The organism is Bradyrhizobium sp. Mp27 (assembly GCF_029953005.1).
GTDB classification, from domain to species: domain Bacteria; phylum Pseudomonadota; class Alphaproteobacteria; order Rhizobiales; family Xanthobacteraceae; genus Bradyrhizobium; species Bradyrhizobium barranii.
In genome coordinates this window covers 16143-40879 of record NZ_JASAUS010000011.1, presented here as the reverse complement: position 1 = coordinate 40879, position 24737 = coordinate 16143, and the positions used below count along the sequence as shown (strand labels likewise).

At 64.6% G+C, this 24737-nt stretch carries 26 protein-coding genes; 8 read left to right on the top strand and 18 right to left on the bottom strand.

Annotated elements, in window-relative coordinates:
- Positions 1-61 precede the first annotated feature (61 nt).
- Complete coding sequence (locus QJT78_RS09705; RefSeq protein WP_038942474.1) at positions 62-409, top strand: DUF3307 domain-containing protein; 348 nt, start codon at positions 62-64, stop codon at positions 407-409.
- A gap of 299 nt (positions 410-708) precedes the next feature.
- A complete protein-coding gene (locus tag QJT78_RS09700) occupies positions 709-1122 on the top strand; it encodes a hypothetical protein (RefSeq protein WP_028148857.1) in 414 nt (137 codons plus the stop codon).
- On the opposite strand, the gene QJT78_RS09695 is transcribed toward QJT78_RS09700, so the two are convergent.
- Both QJT78_RS09695 and QJT78_RS09690 read right to left on the bottom strand, forming a co-directional pair.
- The gene (locus tag QJT78_RS09695) at positions 1119-1442 is read right to left on the bottom strand and encodes a YkgJ family cysteine cluster protein (protein ID WP_028148856.1); all 324 of its coding nucleotides are present in this window, start codon (positions 1440-1442) and stop codon (positions 1119-1121) included. The two genes, QJT78_RS09700 and QJT78_RS09695, sit on opposite strands and share 4 nt — an antisense overlap.
- A 5-nt stretch (positions 1443-1447) precedes the next feature.
- On the bottom strand, positions 1448-2146 hold the full coding sequence (locus tag QJT78_RS09690; protein WP_014498294.1) for a YafY family protein: 699 nt from the start codon (positions 2144-2146) through the stop codon (positions 1448-1450).
- A gap of 113 nt (positions 2147-2259) precedes the next feature.
- Here QJT78_RS09690 and QJT78_RS09685 point away from each other — a divergent pair, with 113 nt between their 5' ends.
- Entirely contained in the window at positions 2260-2520 is a 261-nt protein-coding gene (locus tag QJT78_RS09685) for a hypothetical protein (RefSeq protein WP_038933544.1), read from the top strand.
- Between the two features lie 68 nt (positions 2521-2588).
- Positions 2589-3317, top strand: coding sequence for a glutathione S-transferase family protein (locus QJT78_RS09680; RefSeq protein ID WP_028151959.1), 729 nt, complete (start codon positions 2589-2591; stop codon positions 3315-3317).
- 255 nt (positions 3318-3572) lie between these two features.
- Here QJT78_RS09680 and QJT78_RS09675 read toward each other — a convergent pair whose 3' ends face one another.
- From QJT78_RS09675 to QJT78_RS09630, 10 genes are all read right to left on the bottom strand, one after another.
- Positions 3573-4724, bottom strand: coding sequence for an ABC transporter substrate-binding protein (locus tag QJT78_RS09675; protein WP_028151958.1), 1152 nt, complete (start codon positions 4722-4724; stop codon positions 3573-3575).
- A gap of 90 nt (positions 4725-4814) precedes the next feature.
- Positions 4815-5234: a thioesterase family protein gene (locus QJT78_RS09670; RefSeq protein ID WP_028151957.1), complete on the bottom strand. Its 420-nt coding sequence runs from the start codon at positions 5232-5234 to the stop codon at positions 4815-4817.
- A gap of 25 nt (positions 5235-5259) precedes the next feature.
- Positions 5260-6021, bottom strand: a complete 762-nt coding sequence (locus tag QJT78_RS09665) for an SDR family NAD(P)-dependent oxidoreductase (protein ID WP_028151956.1) — start codon at positions 6019-6021, stop codon at positions 5260-5262.
- Positions 6022-6046: 25 nt separating this feature from the next.
- Positions 6047-7930 carry a feruloyl-CoA synthase gene (locus QJT78_RS09660; RefSeq protein ID WP_028151955.1) on the bottom strand — a complete coding sequence of 628 codons (1884 nt, stop codon included), beginning with the start codon at positions 7928-7930 and terminating at the stop codon, positions 6047-6049.
- Positions 7927-8736, bottom strand: coding sequence for a crotonase/enoyl-CoA hydratase family protein (locus tag QJT78_RS09655; protein WP_028151954.1), 810 nt, complete (start codon positions 8734-8736; stop codon positions 7927-7929). The genes QJT78_RS09660 and QJT78_RS09655 overlap by 4 nt, the downstream gene beginning before the upstream one ends.
- 128 nt (positions 8737-8864) lie before the next feature.
- A complete protein-coding gene (locus QJT78_RS09650; RefSeq protein ID WP_028151953.1) occupies positions 8865-9545 on the bottom strand; it encodes a DUF2270 domain-containing protein in 681 nt (226 codons plus the stop codon).
- 79 nt (positions 9546-9624) lie between these two features.
- Positions 9625-10086: a DUF3237 domain-containing protein gene (locus QJT78_RS09645; protein ID WP_028151952.1), complete on the bottom strand. Its 462-nt coding sequence runs from the start codon at positions 10084-10086 to the stop codon at positions 9625-9627.
- 211 nt (positions 10087-10297) lie between these two features.
- Positions 10298-11617: a TRAP transporter permease gene (locus tag QJT78_RS09640; protein ID WP_028151951.1), complete on the bottom strand. Its 1320-nt coding sequence runs from the start codon at positions 11615-11617 to the stop codon at positions 10298-10300.
- Positions 11618-11619: 2 nt separating this feature from the next.
- A complete protein-coding gene (locus tag QJT78_RS09635; RefSeq protein WP_281460222.1) occupies positions 11620-12129 on the bottom strand; it encodes a TRAP transporter small permease in 510 nt (169 codons plus the stop codon).
- Between the two features lie 233 nt (positions 12130-12362).
- Entirely contained in the window at positions 12363-13379 is a 1017-nt protein-coding gene (locus tag QJT78_RS09630; RefSeq protein WP_038942472.1) for a TRAP transporter substrate-binding protein, read from the bottom strand.
- A gap of 260 nt (positions 13380-13639) precedes the next feature.
- Between QJT78_RS09630 and pobA the strand changes: the two genes are divergently transcribed.
- Both pobA and QJT78_RS09620 read left to right on the top strand, forming a co-directional pair.
- On the top strand, positions 13640-14809 hold the full coding sequence (pobA, locus tag QJT78_RS09625) for a 4-hydroxybenzoate 3-monooxygenase (protein WP_028151950.1): 1170 nt from the start codon (positions 13640-13642) through the stop codon (positions 14807-14809).
- 235 nt (positions 14810-15044) lie between these two features.
- Entirely contained in the window at positions 15045-15464 is a 420-nt protein-coding gene (locus tag QJT78_RS09620) for a PaaI family thioesterase (RefSeq protein ID WP_028151949.1), read from the top strand.
- Between the two features lie 145 nt (positions 15465-15609).
- On the opposite strand, the gene QJT78_RS09615 is transcribed toward QJT78_RS09620, so the two are convergent.
- Complete coding sequence (locus QJT78_RS09615) at positions 15610-16494, bottom strand: LysR family transcriptional regulator (RefSeq protein WP_038942471.1); 885 nt, start codon at positions 16492-16494, stop codon at positions 15610-15612.
- Between the two features lie 121 nt (positions 16495-16615).
- On the opposite strand from QJT78_RS09615, the gene QJT78_RS09610 reads away from it, so the two are divergent.
- Positions 16616-17251 (top strand): pyridoxamine 5'-phosphate oxidase family protein, encoded by a 636-nt coding sequence (locus QJT78_RS09610; protein ID WP_028151947.1) that lies wholly within the window; start codon positions 16616-16618, stop codon positions 17249-17251.
- A 236-nt stretch (positions 17252-17487) separates the two neighbouring features.
- Here the strand turns inward: QJT78_RS09610 and QJT78_RS09605 are convergent, their stop codons facing one another.
- Genes QJT78_RS09605 through QJT78_RS09595 form a run of 3 tightly spaced genes read right to left on the bottom strand, consistent with a single transcriptional unit; the run spans position 17488 to position 21031 of the window.
- A complete protein-coding gene (locus tag QJT78_RS09605) occupies positions 17488-18219 on the bottom strand; it encodes an ABC transporter ATP-binding protein (RefSeq protein WP_028151946.1) in 732 nt (243 codons plus the stop codon).
- Positions 18216-19985: a branched-chain amino acid ABC transporter ATP-binding protein/permease gene (locus QJT78_RS09600; RefSeq protein WP_049807489.1), complete on the bottom strand. Its 1770-nt coding sequence runs from the start codon at positions 19983-19985 to the stop codon at positions 18216-18218. Before QJT78_RS09600 ends, QJT78_RS09605 begins: the two co-directional genes overlap by 4 nt.
- 5 nt (positions 19986-19990) lie before the next feature.
- Positions 19991-21031, bottom strand: a complete 1041-nt coding sequence (locus QJT78_RS09595) for a branched-chain amino acid ABC transporter permease (protein WP_028151945.1) — start codon at positions 21029-21031, stop codon at positions 19991-19993.
- A 176-nt stretch (positions 21032-21207) separates the two neighbouring features.
- Between QJT78_RS09595 and QJT78_RS09590 the strand changes: the two genes are divergently transcribed.
- Positions 21208-21729, top strand: a complete 522-nt coding sequence (locus QJT78_RS09590; protein WP_028151944.1) for a MarR family transcriptional regulator — start codon at positions 21208-21210, stop codon at positions 21727-21729.
- A gap of 196 nt (positions 21730-21925) precedes the next feature.
- Here QJT78_RS09590 and QJT78_RS09585 read toward each other — a convergent pair whose 3' ends face one another.
- Both QJT78_RS09585 and QJT78_RS09580 read right to left on the bottom strand, forming a co-directional pair.
- Positions 21926-23209 (bottom strand): glycerate kinase, encoded by a 1284-nt coding sequence (locus QJT78_RS09585; RefSeq protein ID WP_028151943.1) that lies wholly within the window; start codon positions 23207-23209, stop codon positions 21926-21928.
- Between the two features lie 183 nt (positions 23210-23392).
- Positions 23393-24622: an ABC transporter substrate-binding protein gene (locus QJT78_RS09580; RefSeq protein WP_028151942.1), complete on the bottom strand. Its 1230-nt coding sequence runs from the start codon at positions 24620-24622 to the stop codon at positions 23393-23395.
- Between the last annotated feature and the right edge of the window lie 115 nt (positions 24623-24737).

Genomic DNA, 24737 nt, shown 5'->3' with positions numbered 1-24737 from the left:
CGTCAGCTTGTCGTTTCCACCCATGTCATCGGCGGTTCCGGTCGAAGCGCTCATTGGCTGGATGTTGCTGCTCACCTTCAAGCACATCATCGCCGATTTCGTGCTCCAGACCGCCTGGATGGCGCACGGCAAGGACCAGAAGCACGGCTGGGCTTTGCCGCTTCTGGTGCATTGCCTGATTCACCTCGCGGTTGCGCTGCCGCTGATCCTGATAGTGGCGCCGCGATTCTGGTTCGTCGCGTTCATCGACTTCGCGATCCACATCACCATCGACCGCGCCAAGGGGTTCGTCTCCGCCAATTTCGGTGTCGACCTGGCGCATCCCTGGTTCTGGACCCTGATCGGCGTCGACCAGGCCCTGCATCATTTGACCGGTTTCGGCCTTTCCATCTTCATGGCGGCGAACTGAGGCCGGGGCCTCGGCGTAGTAGCCCATCGGCATCCACAAGAGGTCGTCATGCCCGGGCCTGTCCCGGGCATCCACGTTCTTCGTGCCTCTTGGATTTCCGTGGATGGCCGGGACAAGCCCGGCCATGACGCCGTGGAGGTACTGGCGCCCGACTTATCGGCTCAGATGCGATGGCTTCGGCCCCAGACGGCGCCTCCGATTCGCGACCAGGGCGCAAGGACCCCGGGTGACTACCGGGCGGCGTGGTTAACCTTTCATTAGAGAATTGCGCTGCATCTTCGGCAACGAGGAGAACCGCAATGTTTTCAAGCCGCGACGCATATGAAAGCGATTTCTGCCCGGTCCGCGACGAGCTCCTTGGCGAGATGTATCGCGCCAGCGAGAGTGGCCTGCCGAGGCTGGTTGAGAGTGTTTCCCCTGACGCGCGCGCCAGGCTGGCGCTGTTCTGCTATCGCCGCAGCCATCTGCACTCGCTGGCGGTCGCGATCGCAGCCAGCTGCAACGAGCGTGACCTGATCGACAACGGCGGCCGCGTCGGCTCGACGCTCTACGCGCTGTCGCGCGAAAGCACGGTCAAATCGTCGCCGTCGCTGTCGGGGGGCCGCAAGCCGATCACGCTGTCGACCAAGCCGCTCTCGGTGCTTGCACCGCTTGAGGACGGGTTCGACGACGAGGTCAGCGAAGCCGTTCCAGCTGTAGCCGTTCCAGCCTAAGCGACCTCGATTACCGGCAGTCCGAATTTCCGCCGCGCCATCGCGCATTCGGCGTCTCCCGGCATGCAGGTGCGGCACACCTCCGGCCGGACCTCGTAAATGCCGCAGGCCGTCTGCTTTCCGATCTCTCCCCGCAACGCCGAACAGCGATCGCCCTCGCAGCGCATGCCGGATTGGCGCGCGTTGACGAGCGTCTCGGGGATTGCGGCAAGCTCCTCGTCGCTCTCGATCGAGAAGCGCGGCCAGTTCTCCGAATAGCCACAGCAGGCGCCGCAGCTCTGGCACCAGCTCGACAGGTCGACGGGGGAGGTCTCTTCCATCGCGCTCACGTGTCCTTTGGCGGGCCCCAGACCAGGCTCTGCCGCCATCTTGCGCGCAGCACGTCGCGCCGCTCCGGATATTTGTCGTCGAGATAGCTCGCATCCACGACGCGGTCGGTGCGGAAGCTGCGGAAGTCGCCGCGCAGCTCGCACCAGGCTGCAAGCAGGCGCACGGCTTCGAGATAGCCGACCGAGATCGGCCAGATCATGCGCTCGCTGGGGCGGCCCTGCTCGTCGCGATAGCGCAGCATGATCTTCTTGCCTTCGTGGATCTGGGTGCGCGTGCGCGCCATGTCGAGGCGATCCGGCTCCCTGTTCCAGCTCGGCCGCGCGCGGCTTGCCGGCTCCAGCACGAAGGGACGCAAGCGCTCAGGCACGGTGTCGGCGATCTTGGCCATCAAATCTTCGGCCGCGCGTGCCAGCGCGGAATCGGCATGGCCCGCGACCCATTGCGCGCCCAGCACCGCCGCCTCGATCTCGTCGGGTGTCAGCATCAGGGGCGGCAGGTCAAAACCCTTCTCGAGGATATAGCCCATGCCGGCTTCGCCGCGGATCGGCACGCGCTGGCCGATCAAGGTTGCGATGTCGCGATAGATGGTGCGCTTCGAGGTCTCGAGCTCGGCCGCGATCGCGTCCGCGGTCAGCGGCTTACGCGTGCGCCTCAGCACCTGGATGATCTGAAACAGCCGGTCGGCGCGTCTCATGGCAATTCTCTTATCGGGGGACGGATCAGAAAATGGCGCGCTGCTGCTGACAGGATGTTGGCAGCAGGGGGTGTCTATACCGGGACAACACATCGACTGAAGAGGATTTGTCCATGATCATTCCAACCCATTTTGGCCCGGCGATTCCGATGTTGCGGGCACAGGTCTGGTCCGCCTGGGCGCTCGGCCGCCTCGTTTCGCTCGATCTCATGGCCGTCGACCTCCGATTTGCTCTCGCAAGCGTGATGGCACGCTTGCTGACCCAGGCTGCGGACGCGCTGGCCCGCCATGTCATGGCCCGCGCCTGGCGGGGGGCCCGTTTCGCAGAAGATATCACGGCTGCTGCCACCATGGTGGCAGCAGCCGGTCACTAGGTTCCCTCAAAGTTTCGCAAGTCCAAATTTCGCAAGCCCAAATTTCGCAGGTCCAGGAGAGAGTTCGCATGATCACGCTTTATGGCTTTGGCGCCGGCTTCGGCCTGCCGGAAATCAGCCCCTTCGTCACCAAGACCGAGGTGCAGCTCAAGATGGCGGGACTGCCCTACCGGAAGGAGCGGGCGATGCCGCCGGCCTCGCCCAAGGGGCAGCTGCCGTTCATCGACGATGGCGGCGAGGCGGTGGCCGATTCCACCTTCATTCGCGCCCATATCGAGCGCCGCTATGGCTTCGATTTCGACGCCGGGCTGTCGCTGGCCGAGCGGGCGCAGGCCTGGGCGTTCGAGCGCATGATCGAGCATCACGTCTATTGGGCGCTGGTCGGGGCGCGCTGGGTCGATCCGGTCAACTTCGCCAAGGGGCCCTCGCATTTCTTCGACGGCGCGCCGGAGCACAATCGCGAAAAATTGCGCGAGGATGCGCAATTCCGTGTCGCCGAGAACTATCTGCTCTCCGGCCTCGGCCGCCATGCGCCCGATGACGACGTCGATCTCGCGGTGCGTTCGCTGTTCGCGCTCTCGGTCCAGCTCGGCGACAAGGCCTATCTGATGGGCAACAAGCCCTGCGGTGTCGATGCCACCGCCTTCGGCGCGCTCGCCGGAATCCTGACGCCCTTCTTCGAATCCGGCCTGCGTCGGCGCGCCGAGGGATTTGCGAACCTCACCGCTTATGTCGATCGCATGATGGACGATTATTATCCGGAGTTCGCCTGGACCCCGCTGCGGCAGGCGGCTTAGCGCTCACAAGACCGTAGTTCTCGAGGCGCTGAACTCTCCACACCGTCATGGCCGGGCTTGTCCCGGCCATCCACGCCTTGCGGTACGGTGCAAAGAACGTGGATGCCCGGGCCTTCGCCTCGCCGAAGCGGCTTCGGCCGCGCAGGCGGGACAAGCCCGGGCATGACGACCTCGGTAGGCAATTCGCCCCAGAAGAAAAATAAAGAGCCGGCCCCATCAGGCCGGCTCTCGTCGTCTCAAAACTTTCGCCGCGCCTTACCTCACGAGCGTGTACTTGCCGTTCTTCACCGTGAGCAGGATGCGCGAGCGCTCGTCGAGGCCGTAGCGGTCCTTTTCGGTGAAGTTGTAGACGCCCTGGCTTGCTGCCAGCTCCTTCTCCGACAGCAGCGCCTGGCGGATCGCTTCGCGGAATTCCGGCGTGCCGGGTTTGGCCGTCTTCAGCGCCGTCGGAATGATGCGCTTGAGGATCTCGAACGCATCATAGGAATGACCGGCGAACTGGCTGCGGCTGTTCGGGCCGTACTTGGCCTCATAGGCGGTGTTGAGCGCGAGGCCCGGCTTCTTGGTGGCGGCCTCGTCCGGCTGGTCCTCGGGGTCCATGACGGGACCGGAGGCCATCAGTACGCCTTCCGCCGCTTTGCCGGCGATGCGGATGAAGTCCATGCTGGCGGCGCCATGGGTCTGGTAGATCAGGCCCTGATAGCCGCGCTCGCGCAGCTCGGTCTGCGGCAGCGCGGCCGCGGTACCGGAAGCGCCGACCAGGATCGCGTCGGGGTTGGCGGCGACGAGCTTCAGCACCTGTCCGGTCACCGACGTATCAGGGCGGGCGAAGCGCTCCTCATCGGCGATGGTGATGCCCATCGGCACCGCCTGCGCCTTCAGGTCGTTGAACCAGAGGTCGCCATAGGAGTCGGAATAGCCGATATAGCCGACGGTCTTCACGCCCTTCGACTTCATGTGGTCGTACAGCACCTTGCCCACGATCGGGATCGGCTGCGGCATCGCCACCGACCACTTCATGCGCTCAGGCGTGATCGGGAACGGCGCCAGGCCGAAATGCGGAATGCCGGCCTCGTTAGCGACGTTGGAGACCGCGATGGTCGGCGGCGTCAGCGCCGAGCCCATGATGATGTCGGCCTTGGATTCGGTCACGAAGCGGCGGGCGTTGGTGGTTGCCGTGGTGGGATCGCCGCCGTCGTCGAGCACGATCACCTTCAGCGGCACGCCGCCGATCTCCTTCGGCACGAATTCCAGCGCGTTGCGCTCGGGAATGCCGAGCGCCGCGCCCGGGCCGGTCGTGGTGGTGGTGATGCCGATGGTGATTTCGCTGGTCTGGGCCAGCGCAGGCAGAGCCGGCAGGGCAAGCGTCGCCGCGGCGATGGCGGCGGTCAGGTAAAAGCGTTTCATCTATTCCTCCCTTGACGTGTTTCTTTGAAAGCAGAAATCGGGGGGTAATTCAGCCCCCTCTTTTGGTGATGCGGCGATTTAGCTCCAGACCTAACTTCCCGTGAATTTGGCTACCATTTCCGCAGGGAACGGTGCCGATTTCAGCTTGTCGGGGTTAATGGGATCGCGGCCGACCAGGACGCGGGTCTCAAAACCCTCGATCGCCAGCGCCTCGCCCTTGTAGACGTTGTGCTTCACCTCGAAGCTCGAGCGCTTGATGCTCTCGATCTTCGTCTCGATCGTGATCCAGTCGCCATAGGTCGAGGGGATGTAGAACTTGGACCGCGTGTCGACCATGGGGATGCCCACCAGGCCGTATTTGCGGACCAGATCCTGCTTGGAGAATCCGGCGACCTCGAACAGGGTCGACGTCGAATCGTCGAACATCGCGAAATAGCGCGGGTAATAGACGATATTGGCGGGGTCGCAGTCGCCCCACTGGATCTGGACGTCGCGCCGGTTCACGAACATGCGATGGCCCTGCTTTCGTTGCGCCTTACTTCGGCGCCATGCGCAGCGAGCCGTCGAGGCGCACCACTTCGCCGTTCAGGTACGCATTCTCGACCATGTGCAGCGCGAGCGCGGCGAACTCGTCGGCGTGGCCGAGCCGGCGCGGGAACGGGATCGCGGCGGCGAGCGAGTCCTGGGCTTCCTGCGGCAGGTTGGCGAGCAGTGGCGTCAGGAACAGGCCGGGCGCGATGGTCAGCACGCGGACGCCGAACTGCGCGAGCTCGCGCGCGATCGGCAGCGTCATGCCGACGATGCCGCCCTTGGAGGCCGAATAGGCCGACTGGCCGATCTGGCCGTCATAGGCGGCAACGGACGCCGTATTGATGATGACGCCGCGCTCGCCGGTCGCCTGCGGCTCGAGCTTGGACATCTCGGTCGCGGCGAGGCGCAGCATGTTGAAGGTGCCGATGAGGTTGACCTTGATCACCTTGTCGAAATCGGCAAGCGCCATCGGCCCGTCGCGGCCGACCACGCGCTTGGCGACGCCGATGCCGGCGCAGTTCACCAGCACGCGCGCGGGTCCATGCGCCTTGGTCGCCTGTGTGATCGCGGCCTCAGCCGAGGCGGCATCGGAGACGTCGCAGGTCACGGCGACGCCCTTGAGCTCGGCGGCGACGGTCTCCGCAAGCTTGGCATTGAGGTCGAACACCGCGACCTTGGCGCCCTGTGCCGCCAGCTTTCGCGCGGTCGCAGCACCCAGTCCCGATGCACCGCCGGTAACGATGACTGCCTGATCCTTCAACAACATGGCGTTCTCCTGTAGCGATGGTTTCTTACCCGACCGATATCACACGGTCCGATGGATTGGCAGCGTAGAGCTCCTCGATCAGCGCGCCGCGATGCTCGAGCACCGCGCGCTGGTTGATCGAGCCCTTGTCGGTGACCTCGCCCTTGTCGATCGACAGCGGCGTATCCAGCAGGATCGCGCGCGTGATCCGCGTCGAGGAACCGGTGGCCGAAGACAGAAAGCGCGTCAGGCGCTCGCGGAAGGCCTCACGGACCAGCCGGTCGCGGGCGGTGACGGTGAGATCGTCGGCCGGCAGCGTCGGGTTGATCAGCCGGCAGCCATCGAGGTCGAGCAGCACCAGCGCGGAGATTTCGTCGCGGTTGATGCCGGCGATGACGACGTCGCGCACCAGCGGCGCGCAGGCCGCGACGAAGCGCGCACGCAGCGGGCCGACGCTGACCCAGGTTCCGCTGCCGAGCTTGAAGTCTTCGCTGACGCGGCCGTCGAAATCGAAGCCGGCATTGAGATCGTCGGGATCGACGGGCTTGAGCGCGTCGCCCATCTTGTAAAATCCTTCCTCGTCGAAGGATTTTGCGGTGATGTCGGGCTGGCGCCAATAGCCGGGCATCACGTTCGGCCCCTTGGCGCGCACTTCCATCTTGCCGTTGTTCGGTACCAGCTTGGCGTCATTGCCCGACACGGGCAGGCCGACATGGCCGGAGCGGCTGGTGCGCGGATTGACCGACATGAAGAACGGCGCGGTCTCGGTGGCGCCCAGGCCGGTCAGCATCGGCACGCGGTAGCCCTTCTCCTTCACCGCGAGCTCGTCGAGGCTGTTCCAGACGAACGGCGATAGTGCTGCGCCCGAGAAGAACATCGCGTGCAGCCGGTCGAAGAACTTTGCGCGCAGGCCCTGGTCGTCGCGCAGATATGGCAGCAGCGATTCATAGCCCTTGGGAACGTTGAAATAGACCGTCGGCGAAATCTCCTGGAGATTGCGCACGGTCTCCTCGATGCCACCAGGCACCGGCTTGCCGGCGTCGAGATACATCGAGCCGCCATTGTAGAGCGTCAGCCCGATATTGTGGTTGCCGCCAAAGGTATGATTCCAGGGCAGCCAGTCGATGATGACCGGCGGCTCGTCCTTGAGGAAGGCGAGCGTCTCGCGCAGCATCACCTGGTTGGCGCAGATCATGCGCTGGGTGTTGATGACGGCCTTGGGGTTGCCGGTCGAGCCCGACGTCAGCAAGAACTTTGCGATCGTGTCGGGGCCGATTTTGTCGTGTATCGCGTCGAGATCGCCGTGGAGCGGCGTCGCCATGAGGTCGGCGAGCAGGGTGACGTCGCGGCCCGGCACGCTGCCCCAGGACGCGGCGATCTCGGTGCCATCAGAGACATTGGCGGCGAGCGCGTCCGCGAACTTGCCGGCGTCCTCGGCGAAGACGAGGCCGGGCGTCAAAAGCTTCATCAGGTAAGAGAGCTTGCCGTAATCCTTCGACACTAGCGAATAGGCCGGCGACACCGGGCAGAACGGAATTCCGGCATAGAACGCGCCGAACGCCAGCAGCGCGTGGTCGATCGAATTGCCGGAGAGAATGACGACCGGCCGCTCCGCCGACAGGCCGCGCGCAATCAGGCCGGAGGCAACGTGCCGGCCGGCGGCGAGCAGCTCGGCGTAAGTGATCTTGCGCCAACCGCGGCCGCCTTCGCGCTCGGCCATGAAGACGCGGTCCGGCGTCGTCGTCGCCCAGTGATGCAGGCGGTCGGTGAGGCGGACCGGATAGTCGCCGAGCGGCTGTTTGGGCCGCAGGTAAATCGTGCCGTCGTCGCGCCGCTCGATGTTGACGACGGGATCGCCGAACGAAATGGGCCGCAGCGGGGAAGTGCTCGCGCCGCGCTCCATGCTGGAAGAGGACGGCTGTCCGCTCATGACTTCGGCTTCACCTTTGCGGTCTTGTGTTCGAGGAATTCGCGGATCCTGCGTTTTGCCTCTTTGTCGCTCTGCGCAACTGTTGCCATCAGCGATTCCATCAACAGGCCGGCCTGCGGATTGGCCTCCGCGATCATCGGCAGCGCCTGGAGCACGGCGAAGTTCGTCAGCGGGGCGTTGGCGGCGACCTTGGTCGCAAGCTCCAGCGCCTTGCCGAGCCCGTTGCCGGCCTCCGTCACATATTGCGCAAAGCCGTAGGAGGCGCCTTCGGTCGCGCTGTAGACGCGGCCGGTCAGCATCATGTCCATCATCCTGGCAACGCCGATCAGCCGCGGCAGCCGCACTGAGCCGCCGCCACCGACGAAGATGCCGCGCTGGCCTTCCGGCAGGGCGAAATAGGTCGAGGGCTCGGCGACGCGGATATGGGCGGCGCAGGCAAGCTCGAGCCCGCCGCCGATCACCGCGCCCCGGAGCGCAGCGATCACGGGCACGCGGCTGTACTGGATGCGGTCGAATACCCGGTGCCACATCTGGGAATGGAGGAGGCCGCCGGTCGCGTCGTGATCCTGAAGCTCGGAGAGGTCGAGACCGCTGGAGAAATGATCGCCGATGCCGTGGATGACGACCGCGCCGATATCCTCGGGCAGGGAGGCAAAGCACTCGCCGATTTCGAGGATAATGCCGTCATTGAGCGCATTGCGCTTGGCCGGCCGGTTCAGGCCCACGGTCAAAACCCGGTCCGCCCGCTCGATCCTCAAAAGCCCGGAGGCGCCCGCGTCAGCGGTCTCGGCGTTTCCCTGTGTCATTTGCGTCCTTGTCAGAATAGTTATGTTGTATAACGAATTCTGGGGGAGTCAAGGAGGGGGCTCTCCCCAGCGGCGGGGCAGCTACGCTCGCCTCGGCTTCCCCCAGGAACGGGTAACCGCCGGTGTCATCAGCCCATCGCTACCTGGTCGCCCTTGGTCCCGTGCTCGCGTTGGTCGAGCCACATTGTGCCGAGCGCGAACGCCAGCCATCCGAAATTGTAGGCAAAGCCCACGATCAGAACGACCCAGCCGGGAATCGGTCCGACGGCGGCGCGGTCGATATATTCCATCAAGGTCAATGCAGGCGTCGGATGGATTGCGATCTTGCCGTAATAGGCGGCGGCCTGGATGGCGAGAATCCAGACGTAGTTGCGACGCAAACGCCGCCCCGCGGCTCGGACAAACGAAATGTGGTGGCGGGGTGCCGTGTAGTCGCGCGCCAGAATAGCCTTCCAGCTGTCGTCGTGCGTTTCACCGGTGAAGATTGGCGCATAGAAATTCCTCTCCAGCCAGCGAGCCCGGGCACGCCAGACATTGAAATAGCGATAACGCCGCGCCTCCATACCAAGGAACACGGCAAGGAGCAGTCCGACGAGTACGAGTGGAAGAGGCGAAGCCTCCGGGCTCGAAAAGGTTGTCGACAGCGCGATGCCCATCGTGACGATCGCCCAATTGGTCGTGTTGTCGAGCCGCGTTCGCCAGATCGTCGAGCGATAGACCTCGCCGCGGTAGAGATGGGCGATGGCGCCCATTTCGGCGGTGTCGAAGGTGTGCTGGGGGGCTGGTTCGCTGGAAGCCATAAGAGACATGGTGGGACTCCCGTGGTCTGCACAACTTAGCGCAGATCACATTCTGAACCAGGTCCGCCCCGGGTCAAAGACCGATTCCTCACACCACCTGATGCACGTCGATCACCACGCGATCCGCATGGCGTGCGGCTGAGCCGACAAAAATGTGCTCCATCAGCCAGCGATATTTTTCGTGTCCCGTCTCGAACTTCGGGACCGTGCGGAAATAGATCAGCTTCGGATCGACCGGCTCACCGCGCTTGAGCTTTTGCAGCAGCTCGACCGGGCCGAACCGCATGCCCTTGTTCTCGACGTAGACGATGGCGCCGTCATCGGTCTCGAAGGCGTATTTTGCTTCGAGATCGATCAGCTCGTTGGGGCGGATGGTCTGGAAGTCGGCGCCGAACGGCAGCACCTTGCCGGTGATCGAGCCCGTCACCTCGCCGCCGATAATCGGGATGATACGGCGGACGCCGATGCCGGTCTCGCCAGCGGTGACGACGTCGCCGATGCGGGCGGTGATGGTGAAGACGTATTTGGTCTCGAGCGCCGGTGTGCTCATCGCTTCTCTCCAATCTATTGCGCCAAGCGCAGTGATCTTCCTTCTCCCCTTGTGGGAGAAGGTGGCGCGAAGCGCCGGATGAGGGGTTGTCTCCGCAAACGCAGGTGTGCGGGCCGAGGGATACCCCTCACCCGTCTCGCCGCTATCGCGGCGAGCCACCCTCTCCCACGAGGGGAGAGGGGACAACAGCGCGTCGCGTCGTAAGCGCTCACTAGTGCGCCATCATCCGTGTCGGCAGCCATGTCGCCAGCAGCGGGAACGCGATCAAAATCACCAGCCGCACCAGATCCGTCGCCACGAACGGGATCACGCCCTTGAAGATCGTGGAGAAGGAGACGTCCTTCACCACGCTCTTGATGACAAAGACGTTCATCCCGACCGGCGGATGGATCAGGCCGAGCTCGACGGTCATCACGATGATGACGCCGAACCAGATCGGGTCAAACCCGAGATGCGTAATCACGGGAAAAATGATCGGCACGGTGAGGATGATCATCGCCATGGCGTCCATCAGGCAGCCGAGCACGAGATACATCACCATGATCAGCGCCAGAACGCCGTAGGGGCCGAGGCCGAGACCGGTGAGGAATTCGGTGACCTTCTGCGGCGTCTGCGTCACCGTGAGGAAGTAGCCGAAGATCAGCGCGCCGATCAGCACGGTGAACACGGCGGCCGCGGTGCGCGTTGCCTGCAGCAGCGAGGCCAAAATCTTCTCGCGGTCGAGCCGCCCGGTGACGACGCCGATGATGAAGGCGCCCGCGGCGCCGACGCCGCCGGCTTCCGTCGGCGTGAAGCGCGGCAGGAAGGGCAGGCCGTAGAGGCCGCCGATCACGAACACGAACAGCAAGACCGGCGCCCAGATGTCCTTCAGGCCCGCAAAGCGCTCGCGCCACGGCAGCACCTTGCCCTTGGGCAGGAAGTCCGGGCGGAAATGACCGATCAGGAAGATCGTGATCATGTACATGGTCATCGCCAGCAGGCCCGGAATGATGCCGGCGATGAAGAGCTTTCCGATGTCCTGCTCGGTGATGATGCCGTAGACCGCGAGCACGGTGGAGGGCGGAAGCATCGCGCCCAGCGTGCCGCCGGCGGCGATCACGCCGGTGGCGAACGACTGCGGATAGCCGAAGCGGCGCATCTCGGGATAGGCGACGGCGGAGAAAGTCGCGGCGGTCGCGACGGAGGAGCCGCAGATCGCGGCAAAGCCGCCGCAGGCGCCGACGGTGGCGATGCCGAGCCCGCCGCGCAGATGCCCGACGAAACCGTTGGCGGCGCGGAACAGCTCGCGGCTCATGCCGGAATTGCTGACGAAGGAGCCCATCAGCAGGAACATCGGGATGACGCCGAAGGTGTAGTCGGTGACCGTGCGCATCGAGGTCTGGCCGACCAGCTTCAGCGCCGCCGTCCCGTTGACGAGATAGGCGAAGCCGGACACGCCGACGAGGCCCATGGCCATGCCGACGGGCACGCGCAGCAGCATCAGGACGAACAGGGAAACGAAGCCGATTAAGGCGACGGCATCGGTGCTCATGATTACTCCGTCGCCTTCAATTTGGGATCGTGCATGTCTTCGGGATGGAAGATCAGGCGGTAGGTGCGGATCGCGATCAGCAGCACGGCCGCGGCATCACCGATCCACGCGACCGCGAAGAACGGCCAGGTCGGCATGTGCATGTCAAAGGTCTGGACGTTGTCGTTGTAGGTGCCGCGCACCTTGTCGAACAGCGTCCAGGTCTGCACGGTGACGACGAACAGCAGCACCAGCGTTGCGAACACGTCGATCCAGCGCTGATAGCGCGGCCCGACATTGCCCCAGACGAGGTCGACAGTGATGTGGGTGCCGCGATAGGACGTCGCCGCGATGCCCCAGAAAATGAGAATGCCGAGCAGCATGCGGCCGATGTCGAATGAATCGGGGATCGAGTAGTTCAGCGTGTTGCGCAGCAGCACCGACAGGAAGATGTCGAGCGCGACGATGCCGACGATGCCGGCCGCGATCCATTCGATCGTGTCGATGATGCGGTCCATCCAGGAGCGCTTCATGGGAGTTTCCCGTGTGATGTCATTCTCGCTCTCGATCCAGCCGCGGTCCTTCGCCTCTCCCCGCTTGCGGGGAGAGGCCGGAATTCGCGCGTAGCGCGGATTCCGGGTGAGGGGGACTCTCCGCGAGTCCATTTGTCAGCATCTTTGCGGAAGCAGCCCCTCACCCCAACCCTCTCCCCGTAAGAACGGGGAGAGGGGGAAGAAGAGAGCTGGCCGCGGCCGCAGCTTGGCGCCTACTCCGCCAGCGCGTTGTACTTCTTCAGCGAGGCCTTCAAGTCCGCGAGCGCGGCATCGGGATCGGCGCCGGCCTTCTTGGCGCCTTCGCCCCAGGTCTTGACCAGCGGTTCGGCGGCCTTCTTCCAGGCGGCGGTCTGCTCCGGCGTCAGCTTGTAGACCTCGTGGCCGGCTTCGGCCTTGACCTTGTCGATGCCCGCATCCTCGAACTTGCCCCAGTGCTCGCCGACCACGCCGGCCATCTCGGTCGAGCAGTTCTTGTCGATCGCGGCCTTCTGCTTGTCGGACATCGCGTTGTACTTGTCCTTGTTGATCACGAACACGAAGGTCGTGGTGTAGAGCGGCGCCTCCATGTCGTACTTGGTCACCTTGTCGATGCCGAACAGCACCAGGGAGCCCCAGGGGAAGGTGACGCCGTCGGCGACGCCGCGCTCGATGATGTCGCGCACTTCGGGCGCGGAGGACTGCACATTGGTGCCGCCGAGCGAGGTGACGAAATTCGCCATGGTGGCGTGCGCGGGACGGATCTTCAGGCCCTTCACGTCTTCCGGCATCACGATCTTCTTCGTCTTGGAATGGAACGACGAAGGCGAGTGGACGAAGGCGAGGCAGTATTTGACGTCCTTCATCTCCTTCTCGGCATATTTGCGGTACCAGGCGTCCAGGCCCATCGAGCCGCCCTTGGCGTCCGAGATCAGGAACGGCAATTCGCCGGCGCCGACGATCGGGAAGCGGCCGGGCTGATAGCCGGGATTGACGTAGGTGACGTCGGCGATGCCGTCGCGCGCCATGTCGTAATGGTCGAATGCCTTGCCGAGTTGCTGGGCGGGAAACACCTTGCCCGTGATGGTGCCGCCGGAATCCTTATTCACCGCGGCCACCCACTCTTCCAGGGACTTCTGCAGCGGATGCGAGGCCGGCACCCAGTGCGAAACCTTCAGGTCGAAGGTCTTGTCCTGCGCGAACGCGGGGCTCACGCTTGCTGCCAGCAGCAACGCCAGACAGGCTTTCCTCATCGGTCGTCTCTCCCTGTTTCGACGGCGGGCTTCGATGGCCCGGTCTCATTAATTAACATGTTATCTAATTTGCCGGCGCGTTCAAGCCGGAACTGGCGCGGCGTGCCGCCGCGTCATCTACGTCAGCCATGTTGCATGGATTTGTCGCTGCTCGGCCGCACTCCCCTTTTGCCCAACGATTATATGATATAATTATCTTGCGCGGACGACTGCGACAAGCGAGCCGCGGCGAAAACCTACAGGATCGGGAGGAGCAAGTATTGCGGACAAAAGTCGCAATCATCGGGGCCGGGCCGGCCGGATTGTTGCTTGGGCAACTGCTGCACCAATACGGCATCGACAATGTGATTCTGGAGCGGCAGAGCCCGGACTACGTGCTCGGCCGCATCCGTGCCGGCCTCCTGGAGGAGGGAACCGTCGCGCTGCTCGACCAGATCGGCGCCAGCGCGCGGGCGCATGCCGAAGGCCTGGTGCATGAAGGCATCGAGCTCGCCTTTTCCGGCCGCCGTCACCGCATCGATATGAAGGCCGCGACCGGCAAGACGGTCATGATCTATGGCCAGACCGAGGTCACGCTCGACCTGATGAACGCGCGCAAGGCCGCTGGTCTCACCTCGGTCTACGAGGCCAAGGACGTACAGCCGCATGATTTCGACGGCAGTCGGCCGCGCGTCACCTATGTCAAGGACGGGGTCACCCACACGATCGATTGCGACTTCATCGCCGGCTGCGATGGCTTTCACGGCGTCAGCCGCGCCAGCGTCCCGGCCACGGCGATCGAGGAGTTCGAGCGGATCTACCCGTTCGGCTGGCTCGGCATCCTCTCGGAGACGCCGCCGGTCAGCCACGAGCTGATCTATTCCAACCATGCCCGCGGCTTCGCGCTCTGCACCATGCGCTCGACCAAGCGCAGCCGCTACTATGTGCAGTGCGCGCTGGACGACCATGTCGACCAATGGCCGGACGACCGCTTCTGGGACGAATTGAAGCGCCGGCTCGACCAGGAGGCGGCCGACAGTCTGGTCACGGGCCCCTCGATCGAGAAGAGCATTGCGCCGCTGCGCAGTTTCGTCGCCGAGCCGATGCGGTTCGGCAGGATGTTCCTGTGCGGCGACGCCGCCCACATCGTGCCGCCGACCGGCGCGAAGGGGCTGAACCTCGCTGCCAGCGATGCGCATTATCTGTCGAACGCACTCCGCGAATTCTACGACGAGAAATCGAACGCCGGCATCGACGCCTATTCCGCCACGGCGCTGGCGCGGGTCTGGAAAGCGGTGCGCTTCTCCTGGTGGATGACCTCGATGCTGCACAAATTCCCCGACACCGGCACCATCGGCGGGCGCATCCAGCTCGCCGAGCTCGACTACTTCACGCAGTCACAGGCCGCGATGACGTCGCTGTCGGAGAACTATGTGGGGCTGCCGTTTTGACAACAGCTGTCATGCCCCGCGAAGGCGGGGCATCCAGTACGCCGTGACCTCTCCGAATACGACAGCCGTCTCTGGAATACTGGATCGCCCGCCTTCGCGGGCGATGACAGCCGGTGTGGAGCAACGACGACGCCCATTTCAAACACCCGCGCAAATTCCGTTTAAAACTTTGTAGGTGATGCGTCCGTCACGTCCATCGCGTTCAATGGCGCCAGCCAGCAACGCGAGACACGCCATGACCGACACCGACATCCCCGACGGCTTCGAGCCGCTTTCCCGCAAGAGTCCGCTCACCGAGCCGTGGGAGCCGCTCTACGCGAAAAAGACCGACAAGGCCGTGATCATCGGCCTGCGTCTCGCCAGGCCGCACACCAACGGCCGCGGCCTGATCCATGGCGGCCTCATCGCCGCACTCGCGGACAACGCCATGGGCTATAGCTGCGCGCAGATGACGAACTGGACCACCTCGTTCGTCACGATCTCGCTCACGGTCGATTTCGTCGGCTCCGCCGAGATCGGCCAGTGGCTCGCGATCGAGAGCGACGTGATCAGGACCGGCAAGACGATCTGTTTCGCGCAGAGTCTCGCAAAGGCCGACGACGTCGTGATTGCGCGCGCCAGCGGGATGTTCCGCGTGGTGCCGAAGAAGGGATAGTCTCTCCGTGTCCCGGACGCGGTGCGGCGCGAAGTGCCGCTCCGCAGGGCCGGGACCCATCCATCCGCAGCCCATGCTCTGGCCTTCTGGGTCCCGGCTCTGCGCCGCAACGTTTCACGTTGCCGCGCGTCCGGGACACGAGACCCTACCCAAACCGCCACTCCGCCGTCTCCACCACGAGATCGACGAACGCCCGCACCTTGGCCGACAGCAAACGCGAGGTCGGATAGACGATGTGGATCGGCAGCGCCGGCTGCTCGTATTTCGCCAGCACGATTTTCAGCCGCCCGCGCTTCAGGCCCTCCGCGGCCTGATAGGCCAGCACCCGCGTGATGCCCCCGCCGGCTTCTGCATATTGCAGGGCGGCGTCGACGCTGTTGCTGGCAAAACGTGGCGTCGGCGTCCACTCGATATCGCGGCCGTCCTGGACGAAATGCCAATTGGCGTAGGGGCCGAACGCGATGGTCTGGTGCGCGAGCAATTCCTGTGGCGTCTTCGGCTCGCCGTGGCGCTTCAGGTAGCCCGGCGTCGCCACCGTGATCCGCCGCATCTCGCCGACCTGGCGTGCGACCAGCGAAGAATCGGCGAGATGGCCGATCCGCACCGCGGCATCGACCGCGTCCTCGACGAGATTGACGAGGTTGTCGGAGAGCCTGAGCTCGGCCGTGACCTCCGGATAGCGCTTGAGATAATCGGTCATGACCGGCGCGACATGCAGCCGCCCGAAGCCGAGGGGCGCCGACACCACCAGACGCCCGCTCGGCCGGTTGCGCTCCTCGCGCGCGGAGCCGTCGGCCTCCTCGACATCGGCGAGGATGCGCCGCGCGCGCTCCAGATAGCGCGTGCCGACATCGGTCAATCTCACCTGCCGGGTGGTGCGCTGCAGCAGCCGCGCGCCGAGATGCTCCTCCAACGCCGCGATCAGCCGCGTCACGGCCGAAGGTGACAGCTGCAGCTTGCGCGCCGCCGGCGCAAAGCCGCGCAGATCGGCGACGGTGACGAAGACGTGCATGGCTTCGAGGCGGTCCATGGAATTATTGCATATACTGCAATGATGAAGTGTCAAGTGGCCAGATTGTTTTGCCCGCCGGAAGGTCCATTTTAGAGAGCGAAAGACGCAGGGATGCGCCGGGATTTCAGGAGATGTTCCGATGACGGCAACTCACACCTACGCCAGCGACGTGGCGTTCACGCCGGCGGTGAAATCGATCCAGACCCGAAAGGGATCACGCGAGGGCTATGCTCATGCCGAGCAGCGCGGCTGGCGCACCGAGGTCGATGAGAACCTCGCGGCGTTCCTGGCCGACGCCAACAGCTTTTATTTCGCCACCGCCTCGGCCGATGGCCAGCCCTACATCCAGCACCGCGGCGGCCCGAAGGGGTTTTTGAAGGTGCTGGACAAGCAGACGCTGGCTTTCACGGACTACGCCGGCAACCGGCAATACATCACGCAGGGAAACCTGTCCGAGAATCCCAAGGCCTATATCTTCGTGATGGACTACGCCCATCGCCGCCGCGTCAAGATCTGGGGCGAGGCTCGCGTCGTCGAGGACGATGAGGCGATGACGACGTCGCTGATGCCCAAGGGCTACCGCGCGCGCCCTGAGCAGGTGATCCTGTTCAAGATCGCAGCGTGGGACACCAACTGCCCGCAGCACATTCCGCAGAAGTTCGATGCGCCGGACGTCGCGGCAGCGCTGGCGGCGAGGGATCAGCGGATCGCGGAGCTGGAAGCGGAGGTCGCGGCGTTGAAGGGAAAAGCGAGTCTGCCTTCAAGCGAAAGCTAGTACGGCTCGCACGGTACACCCTCTCCCACTGTGGGAGAGGGTGGCTCGCGGCGTAGCCGCGAGACGGGTGAGGGGTCTCTCTCCGCAGGCGATGGTCCCACGTCGTCATTCGTGGAGAGAGCCCCTCATCAAGCGCCATAGCCGATGCGAAGCATCGGCGTTCTGAAGAACGGCGGCCGAAGACCGCCTATGCCACCTTCTCCCGCGGAGGGAGAAGGAAGAGGAGCCAGAAGAGTTCAGATCACACTCGCGCCTTCGTGCTGGAAGCCGAGATAGCTCGCCGCCACCCTCTCGTTCGCGGCGATCTCGCTGGCCTTGCCGCTGAGCACGAACTCACCGAGCTCCATCACATAGGCCTGGTCCGCGATCTTCAGCGCGGCCTGCGCGTTCTGCTCGACCAGCAGCACTGAGACGCCGCTGGCGCGCAGCTCAGTGACGATGCGGAAGATGTCGGCGACGATGATCGGGGCGAGGCCGAGGCTCGGCTCGTCCAGCATCAACAGCTTCGGCTCGCCCATCAGCGCACGGCCCATCGCGAGCATCTGCTGCTCGCCGCCGGAGAGGGTGCCCGCGAGCTGCTTGCGCCGCTCCTTCAGCCGCGGAAACAGCGTGTAGACGCGCTCCATCGAGGTTTTCGCCTTGCTGCGCTCGGTGCGGAAGGCCCCCAGCTCGAGATTGTCCTCGACATTCATGGTCACGAACAGCTCGCGGTGCTCAGGAACGAGGCCGAGCCCCATCGCGACGCGGTCCTCGATGTCGAGCCGTGACAAATCCTGCCCGGCGAAGGCGACGCGGCCCTTCAGCGGCAAAATGCCCATGATGGCGGAGAGCAGCGTGGTCTTGCCGGCGCCATTGGCCCCGACGATGGTGACGATCTGGTTGGCGCCGACCTCGAGCGAGGCCGAACGCACGGCCTCCACCTTGCCATAGGCGACATGTGCGTCGGCGACGGACAACAGCGCGCTCATGCCGCCACTCCGAGATAGGCCTTGATCACTTCGGGATTGGTCTTGATCGTGGCGGGCGTGCCTTCCGCGATCTTGGTGCCGAAATCGAGCACCACGATGCGGTCGGCGAGGTTCATCACGAAGCCCATGTCGTGCTCGACAAGAAGCACGCTCATGCCGCCGTCGCGCAATTCGCGGAGCAGCGCGGCAAGGCGCTGCTTCTCCATGTGGCGCAGGCCGGCGGCCGGCTCGTCGAGCAGCAGCAGCATCGGATCGACGCACAGTGCCCTTGCGATCTCGACGATACGCTGCTGGCCGAGCGAGAGCGAGCCCGCGAGCTGATGCATCTGCTCGGCGAGGCCCACGCGCTCGATCTGGCGGGCGGCCTCCGCGAGCAGCCTCGCTTCATCGGCGCGGTCGAGCCGCAGCATCGAAGAGATCGGTCCCGAATGGCCGCGCAGATGCGCGCCGATCGCGACATTCTCCAGCACGGTCATATCGGGGACGAGCTTCACATGCTGGAAGGTGCGGGAGATGCCGAGCTTGACGATCTCCTGCGGAGGCGCCCTGTCGACCTTCTTGCCAAGCACCGAGATCGAGCCTGAGGTCGCCGACAGGACGCCGGTGATCAGGTTGAACGTCGTGCTCTTGCCGGCGCCGTTCGGTCCGATCAGCGCGACGATCTCCTTCGCCTGCACGTCGAAGGAGACGTTGTTGACCGCGATCACGCCACCGAACTGCTTTCGCGCCTTCTCGACCTGGAGCAGGACGCCGGACTGGCCGGCCGCGCGGGTGCGCTGCTCCAGTTTCAGCGAGGTGTCCGGCTTCTTGCCGCTGGTTCGCTCGGGCAGGAACGACATCAGCCAGGGCCAGACGCCGCCGGGCGCAAGCTGGAGCAGCGCCACCAGCATGATGCCGAACACGATGGTCTCGACCTGTCCGGAGCCCGGCAGGATCAGCGGCAGATAGCTTTGCAGCACCTCCTTCAGGACCACGACGATCGCCGCGCCCAGCACGCCGCCCCAGACATAGCCGGCGCCGCCGACCACCGCGATGAAGAGATATTCGATGCCGGCCTGCGCGCCGAACGGCGTCGGGTTCACTGCACGCTGGAGATGCGCGTAGAGCCAGCCGGAGAGGCCGGCGAGCACCGCGGCGTGGATGAACACCAGGAGCTTCGCGCGCGGCGTGTGCACGCCGAACGCTTCGGCCGCGACGTGTCCGCGCCGCAGCGCGCGGATGGCGCGGCCGGTGCGGGAATCCAGCAGGTTCATCGTGAGCAGGGCCGAGAGGATCACGGCAACCCAGATCGCGTAATAGATCGAGCCGGGCGAAAGCATCTTGAATGAGCCGATCGACAGCGGCGGGATCGCCGAGATGCCGTCGTTTCTTCCCAAAAATTCCAGCTTGCTGAAGAGATAGAACAGGCCGAGCCCCCAGGCGAGCGTGCCGAGCGGCAGATAGTGCCCGGAGAGACGGACGGTCACCAGCCCGAGCAGCACCGCCAACGATCCGCTGACCAGCAGCGACAGCGGCAAGGTCAGCCATGGCGACAGGCCATAGGCCGTCGACAGCACCGCGGTGGTGTAGGCACCGAAGCCGACGAAAGCCGCCTGGCCGAACGAGGTCAGGCCGCCGACGCCGGTGAGCAGCACGAGGCCCATCGCGACGAGGGCGGCAAGGCCGATATTGTCGAGCAGCACGATCCAGAACGGCGGCATGCCCGGGACGAACGGGATCGCCGCCATCAGAAGCGCGAAGACGAGGATGGGAAGCCGGCCCTGCATGCGCGTCAGTCCTTCTCTTCCTCGACCGCCGGCGCGGCGAGCGAGCGCAGCAGCAGCACGGGGATCAGCAGCATGAAGACGATCACTTCCTTGTAGTTGGAGGCGTAGAAGGACGAGAACGCCTCGACGATGCCGACGACCAGCGCCGCGACGGCGGTGAGCGGATAGCTGACGAGGCCGCCGATGATCGCGGCGACGAAGCCCTTGAGGCCGATCAGGAAGCCGGAGTCGTAATAGAGCGTCGTGATCGGCACGATCATGATGCCCGACAGCGCGCCGATGACGGAGGCCAGCAGGAAGGCGATCTGGCCGGACAGCGTGGTGCGGATGCCGGCAAGGCGGGCGCCGAGCCGGTTCACGGCGGTCGCGCGCAGCGCCTTGCCGTAGAGCGTCAGCCCGAAGAACAGCCAGAGCCCGACGATGAAGGCGACGGTGATGGCGTAGACGGTGATGCTCTGGCCGGTGAAGCGCAGTGCACCGGCGGTGAAGGCGCCTGATAGCACGGCAGGTCCGCGCTGGCCTTCGGCGCCGAAGAACAAGAGGCCGAGGCCCTGAAGCGCGAGGTGGACGCCCACCGATGCGATCAGCAGCACCAGCACGGAAGTGTGCGCCAGCGGCTGGAATGCGATACGGTAGAGGTAGAGGCCGATCATCGCCACGATCACCAGCGACAGCGCGATGCAGACCGCCACCGGCGGCTTCTGGGCGGCGAAGTAGATGGTCAGCGCCAGCACGATGGCCGGCAGCACGACGTTGGTGACGAGGCTGCGCACGATCACGCGGCCGTGCAGCGCCTTGCGCGCCACGAACAGGTCGAACACGAAGGCGCCGATGCCCAGCGCCAGCGCGAGCTTTGCCGTGCCCGGCATCTGGCCCGCGGCCAGCGAGGCATAGGTCAGCGCGCCGTAGGTGACGAATTCGCCCTGGGGAATGAGGATGACGCGCGTGACGGCGAACACCAGCACCAGCGCCAGGCCGAGCAGCGCGTAGATCGCGCCATTGGTGATGCCGTCCTGTACCAGGAACAGCATGATGGTGGTATTCAAGACCGGACGCTCCCCCTCAAAGATCGGGACCGGCTTCCGCAATTGCGGTGGACGGTCCGCTCACAGCCATTGAAACGCTGACGATATTTGATATGGTCCATAACAATTATCAAATATAACTTCAAGGGTGGGCGGACGACCCGCCCCGAATTTAGCGGGATCACGAGCACGAGGCGATGACCGTTTCCAAAGCCGCTGAAAAGTCTTCTGAAAAGCCCGGCGACGCGGCCAAGGGCCGCAAGGACGCGGCCGAGGCCCAGCCCGAAGCCCTCCAGCTTGGCGAGCTCTCCGAGCAGCTCGGCTACGTGCTGAAGCGGGCGCAGCTCAAGGTGTTCGAGAACTTTTTGCGCTGCATGGCCTCGCTCCAGCTCACGCCCGCGCAGTTTTCCGTGCTGCTGCTGGTCGAGAAGAATCCGGGCCGTAACCAGACCGAGATCGCCTCGACGCTGGGCATCCTGCGCCCGAACTTCGTGGCGATGCTCGACAATCTGGAGAGCCGCGACCTTTGCGCGCGGATCCGCTCCACCAACGACCGCCGCTCGCACATCCTGGTGCTGACCGACAAGGGCAAGGCCGTGCTGACCCGGGCGAAAAAGCTCGTCGCCACCAAGCACGAGTCCCGGCTGAACGAGCTGCTCGGGCAGTCCAACCGCGAAGCCCTGATCGGGATGCTCTCGAAGATCGCGAACGAGTTTTGAGGCCCGGCTGTCATCGCCCGGCTTGACCGGGCGATCCAGTACTCCGAGACGTTTGTGATCGAACCGATAGGCCGCGGCGTACTGGATTCCCCGCCTGCCGCCTACGCTAAAGCTTCGGCGCCCCTGGACCTCAACCCCGGCGAAGCCTTGGCGTAGCCGGGTCGCGGGGAATGACGGCGAGACCTGGGCAGGCGCCTCAATCCACCAAAATCACCCTGATATCGTTCACGTTCGTCAGCGTCGGTCCCGGCATCAGCAGATCGCCGGTCGCCTCGAAGAACGTCGTCGCGTCGTTGTTGTCCAGGTACGCCTGCGGCTGAAGCGCCAGCGCCTTCATCTTCGCGAACGTCGCAGCATCGATCAGCGCGCCGGCGGGATCGGTGGGATGGCCGGCGCCGCCATCGGCGCCGTCGGTGTCGCCGGCGAGAGCGGAAATGTCAGGCGTGTCCTTCAACAGGGAGGCTAACGCCAGCGCGTATTCCTGGTTGGGGCCGCCGCGCCCATGGCCGCGCACGGTGACGGTGAGTTCGCCGCCGGAGAGGATCGCAAGGCGCTTGCCCTGCGCGCGTGCCTGAAGCGCGAGCCTGGCGTGATCGGCGGCGACCTCGCGGGCCTCGCCTTCGAGATCGGCGCCGAGATCGATGGTCTCGTAGCCGGCTTCCCTGGCGAGCTTCACCGCGGCGTCGAGCGACTGCTTGGGCCGCGCGATCAGCTCGAAATGCGCGCGCGCGAAGGCGGCATCATCAGGCTTGGCGCTTTCGTTGGCGGGATCGTCGAGCGCGCGGCGGACGGCGTCGTCGATGGCGAGTTTGTACTTCGCGACGATCGCGCGCGCATCCGCCAGCGTGGTCGGGTCCGGCACCGTGGGGCCGGAGGCGATGGCGGACGGATCGTCGTGCGGCACGTCGGAGATCGCGAGCGTCACGATCTCGGCGGCATTCTTGCCGGCGCGCGCCAGCCGGCCGCCCTTGATCCGCGACAAATGTTTCCTGACCGTGTTCATCTCGCCGATCGGCGCGCCCGAGCGGAGCAGCGCCTTGTTGACTGCCTGCTTCTGCGCGAAGCTGATGCCGTCCACCGGCGCGATCCAATTTGCCGAGCCGCCGCCGGTGAGCAGCACCAGCAGCAGATCGTCATGCCCAGCCTCGCTTGCGAGCGCAAGCGTATCGGCGGCGCCCTTCAGGCCGGCCTCATCCGGCACGGGGTGACCGGCCTCGACCACGCGGATGCGGCGGGTCGGCACGCCGTAGCCGTGGCGCGTGGTGGCGATGCCGACGAGGCGCTCCGGCGCGAGCTTGAGCGTGTCGAGATAATGCCGCTCGGCGGCCGCGGCCATCGCGCCCGCGCCCTTGCCGGCGGCGAGGCAGATCACGCGCCCTTTCGGCGCGGGCCGCAGATGCGGCGCCAGAATCGTGCTGGGATGGGCGGCGGCAACGGCGGCGTCGTAGAGCGCGCGGAGGAGGGGACGTCGGTCGGTCATGGCGAAGGCCTTCAGCGAACTGAAATGATGGCGACAAAATCGCCGGCTCCCTGCCTACCGCATCAGGCGCCAAAGCGTAAGCGGGCTTTACCATCATTCGATTGTGCAATCGCGTAATCATAATCCGCGCGCAAGCAAAAGCCCCCTGCGATGGCCGCGCAGGGGGCTCTCTGTCGTTTGGGGTTAGCCGCCGACGTCGGCGCTGATCACGTCTCCGAACAGCTCCCACTTCTCGCCCTTGAACTTCTCGAGTTGAAGCTGGCTGATCGGCGCGAAATCGGTCGGCGAGGTGTTGATCTTCACGCCCGGCAGCAGCGCCTCGGTGCGGAAGTCCTTCACGTTCGCCGCCTGCTTCATGACGTTCTCGCGCGTGAGATTGTCACCGCACTGCTTCAAGACCTGGACCAGTGTCTGCGCCACGGCATAGCCGACGATCGTGCCCTTATCGAGCTTGTCGCCCTCGGGGAAGTATTTGGTCATGAACGCCAGAAATTCCTTCATGCCGGGATCGTTGTTCCACGCGGGATCCGACACGTCCTTGAGATAGTCGGCCGAGATGATGTCCTGACCGTTCTCGAAGCCGGCCGGCTTCATCACGCTGCCGACCGAGGCCGAGACGTTGTTGAGGAAGTGCAGCGGCTTCCAGCCGATCTCGGCATTCTTCTTGATCGCTTGCGCGGCGAATTTCGGCGTCGTGATGTTCATGAAGACGTCGGCGCCGGTCGACTTCAGCTTGACGATGTGGTTGTCGATGGTCGGCTCGGAGGTCTCGTAGCTCTCTTCGATGACGATCATCGATGCAGCTTTCGAGCCCAGGCCGTCCTTGAGGCCCTTGAGATAGTCCTTGCCGTAATCGTCGTTCTGGTAAAGCACCGCGATCTTGGCGTCCGGCTTGTTCTTGAGCAGCCACTTCGCATAGATCTGCGTCTCGCTCTGGTAATTGGGCTGCCAGCCCATCGTCCATGGAAAGTTCTGCGGATCGTTCCACTTGGTGGCGCCGGTCGCGACGAACAGCTGCGGCACCTTCTTCGAGTTCATGTATTTGTGGATCGCCGAGTTCGGCGGCGTGCCGAGCGAGTTGAAGATGAACAGCACCTCGTCGCTCTCGACCAGCTTGCGAGCCTGCTCCACCGTCTTCGGCGGCGAGTAGGCGTCGTCATAGGAGATGTAATTGATCTTGCGGCCGTTGATGCCGCCCTCGTCGTTGATCTTCTTGAAATAGGCGGCTTCGGTCCGCCCGATGATGCCGTAGGCGGAGGCCGGTCCGCTGTAGGGCATGATGTTGCCGATCTTGATTTCGGTGTCGGTCGCGCCGGTATCGTATTTCTTCTGGGCCGATGCAGTGGAGGCCGAGGCCGCAATGAGCGCAAGCGCCAGTGACGCGGCCGCAAGTTTGCCGGTGACAGCGGGCATTCCTATCTCCCTATTTTCTTGGTGTGTGTGCGTCCCTTTTCTTGGCTTGATGATTTTTGGCGGCGCGGCCGCAATTCAATACGATTTACCGGGAGCCTTCAACAGAAAGCCCCCG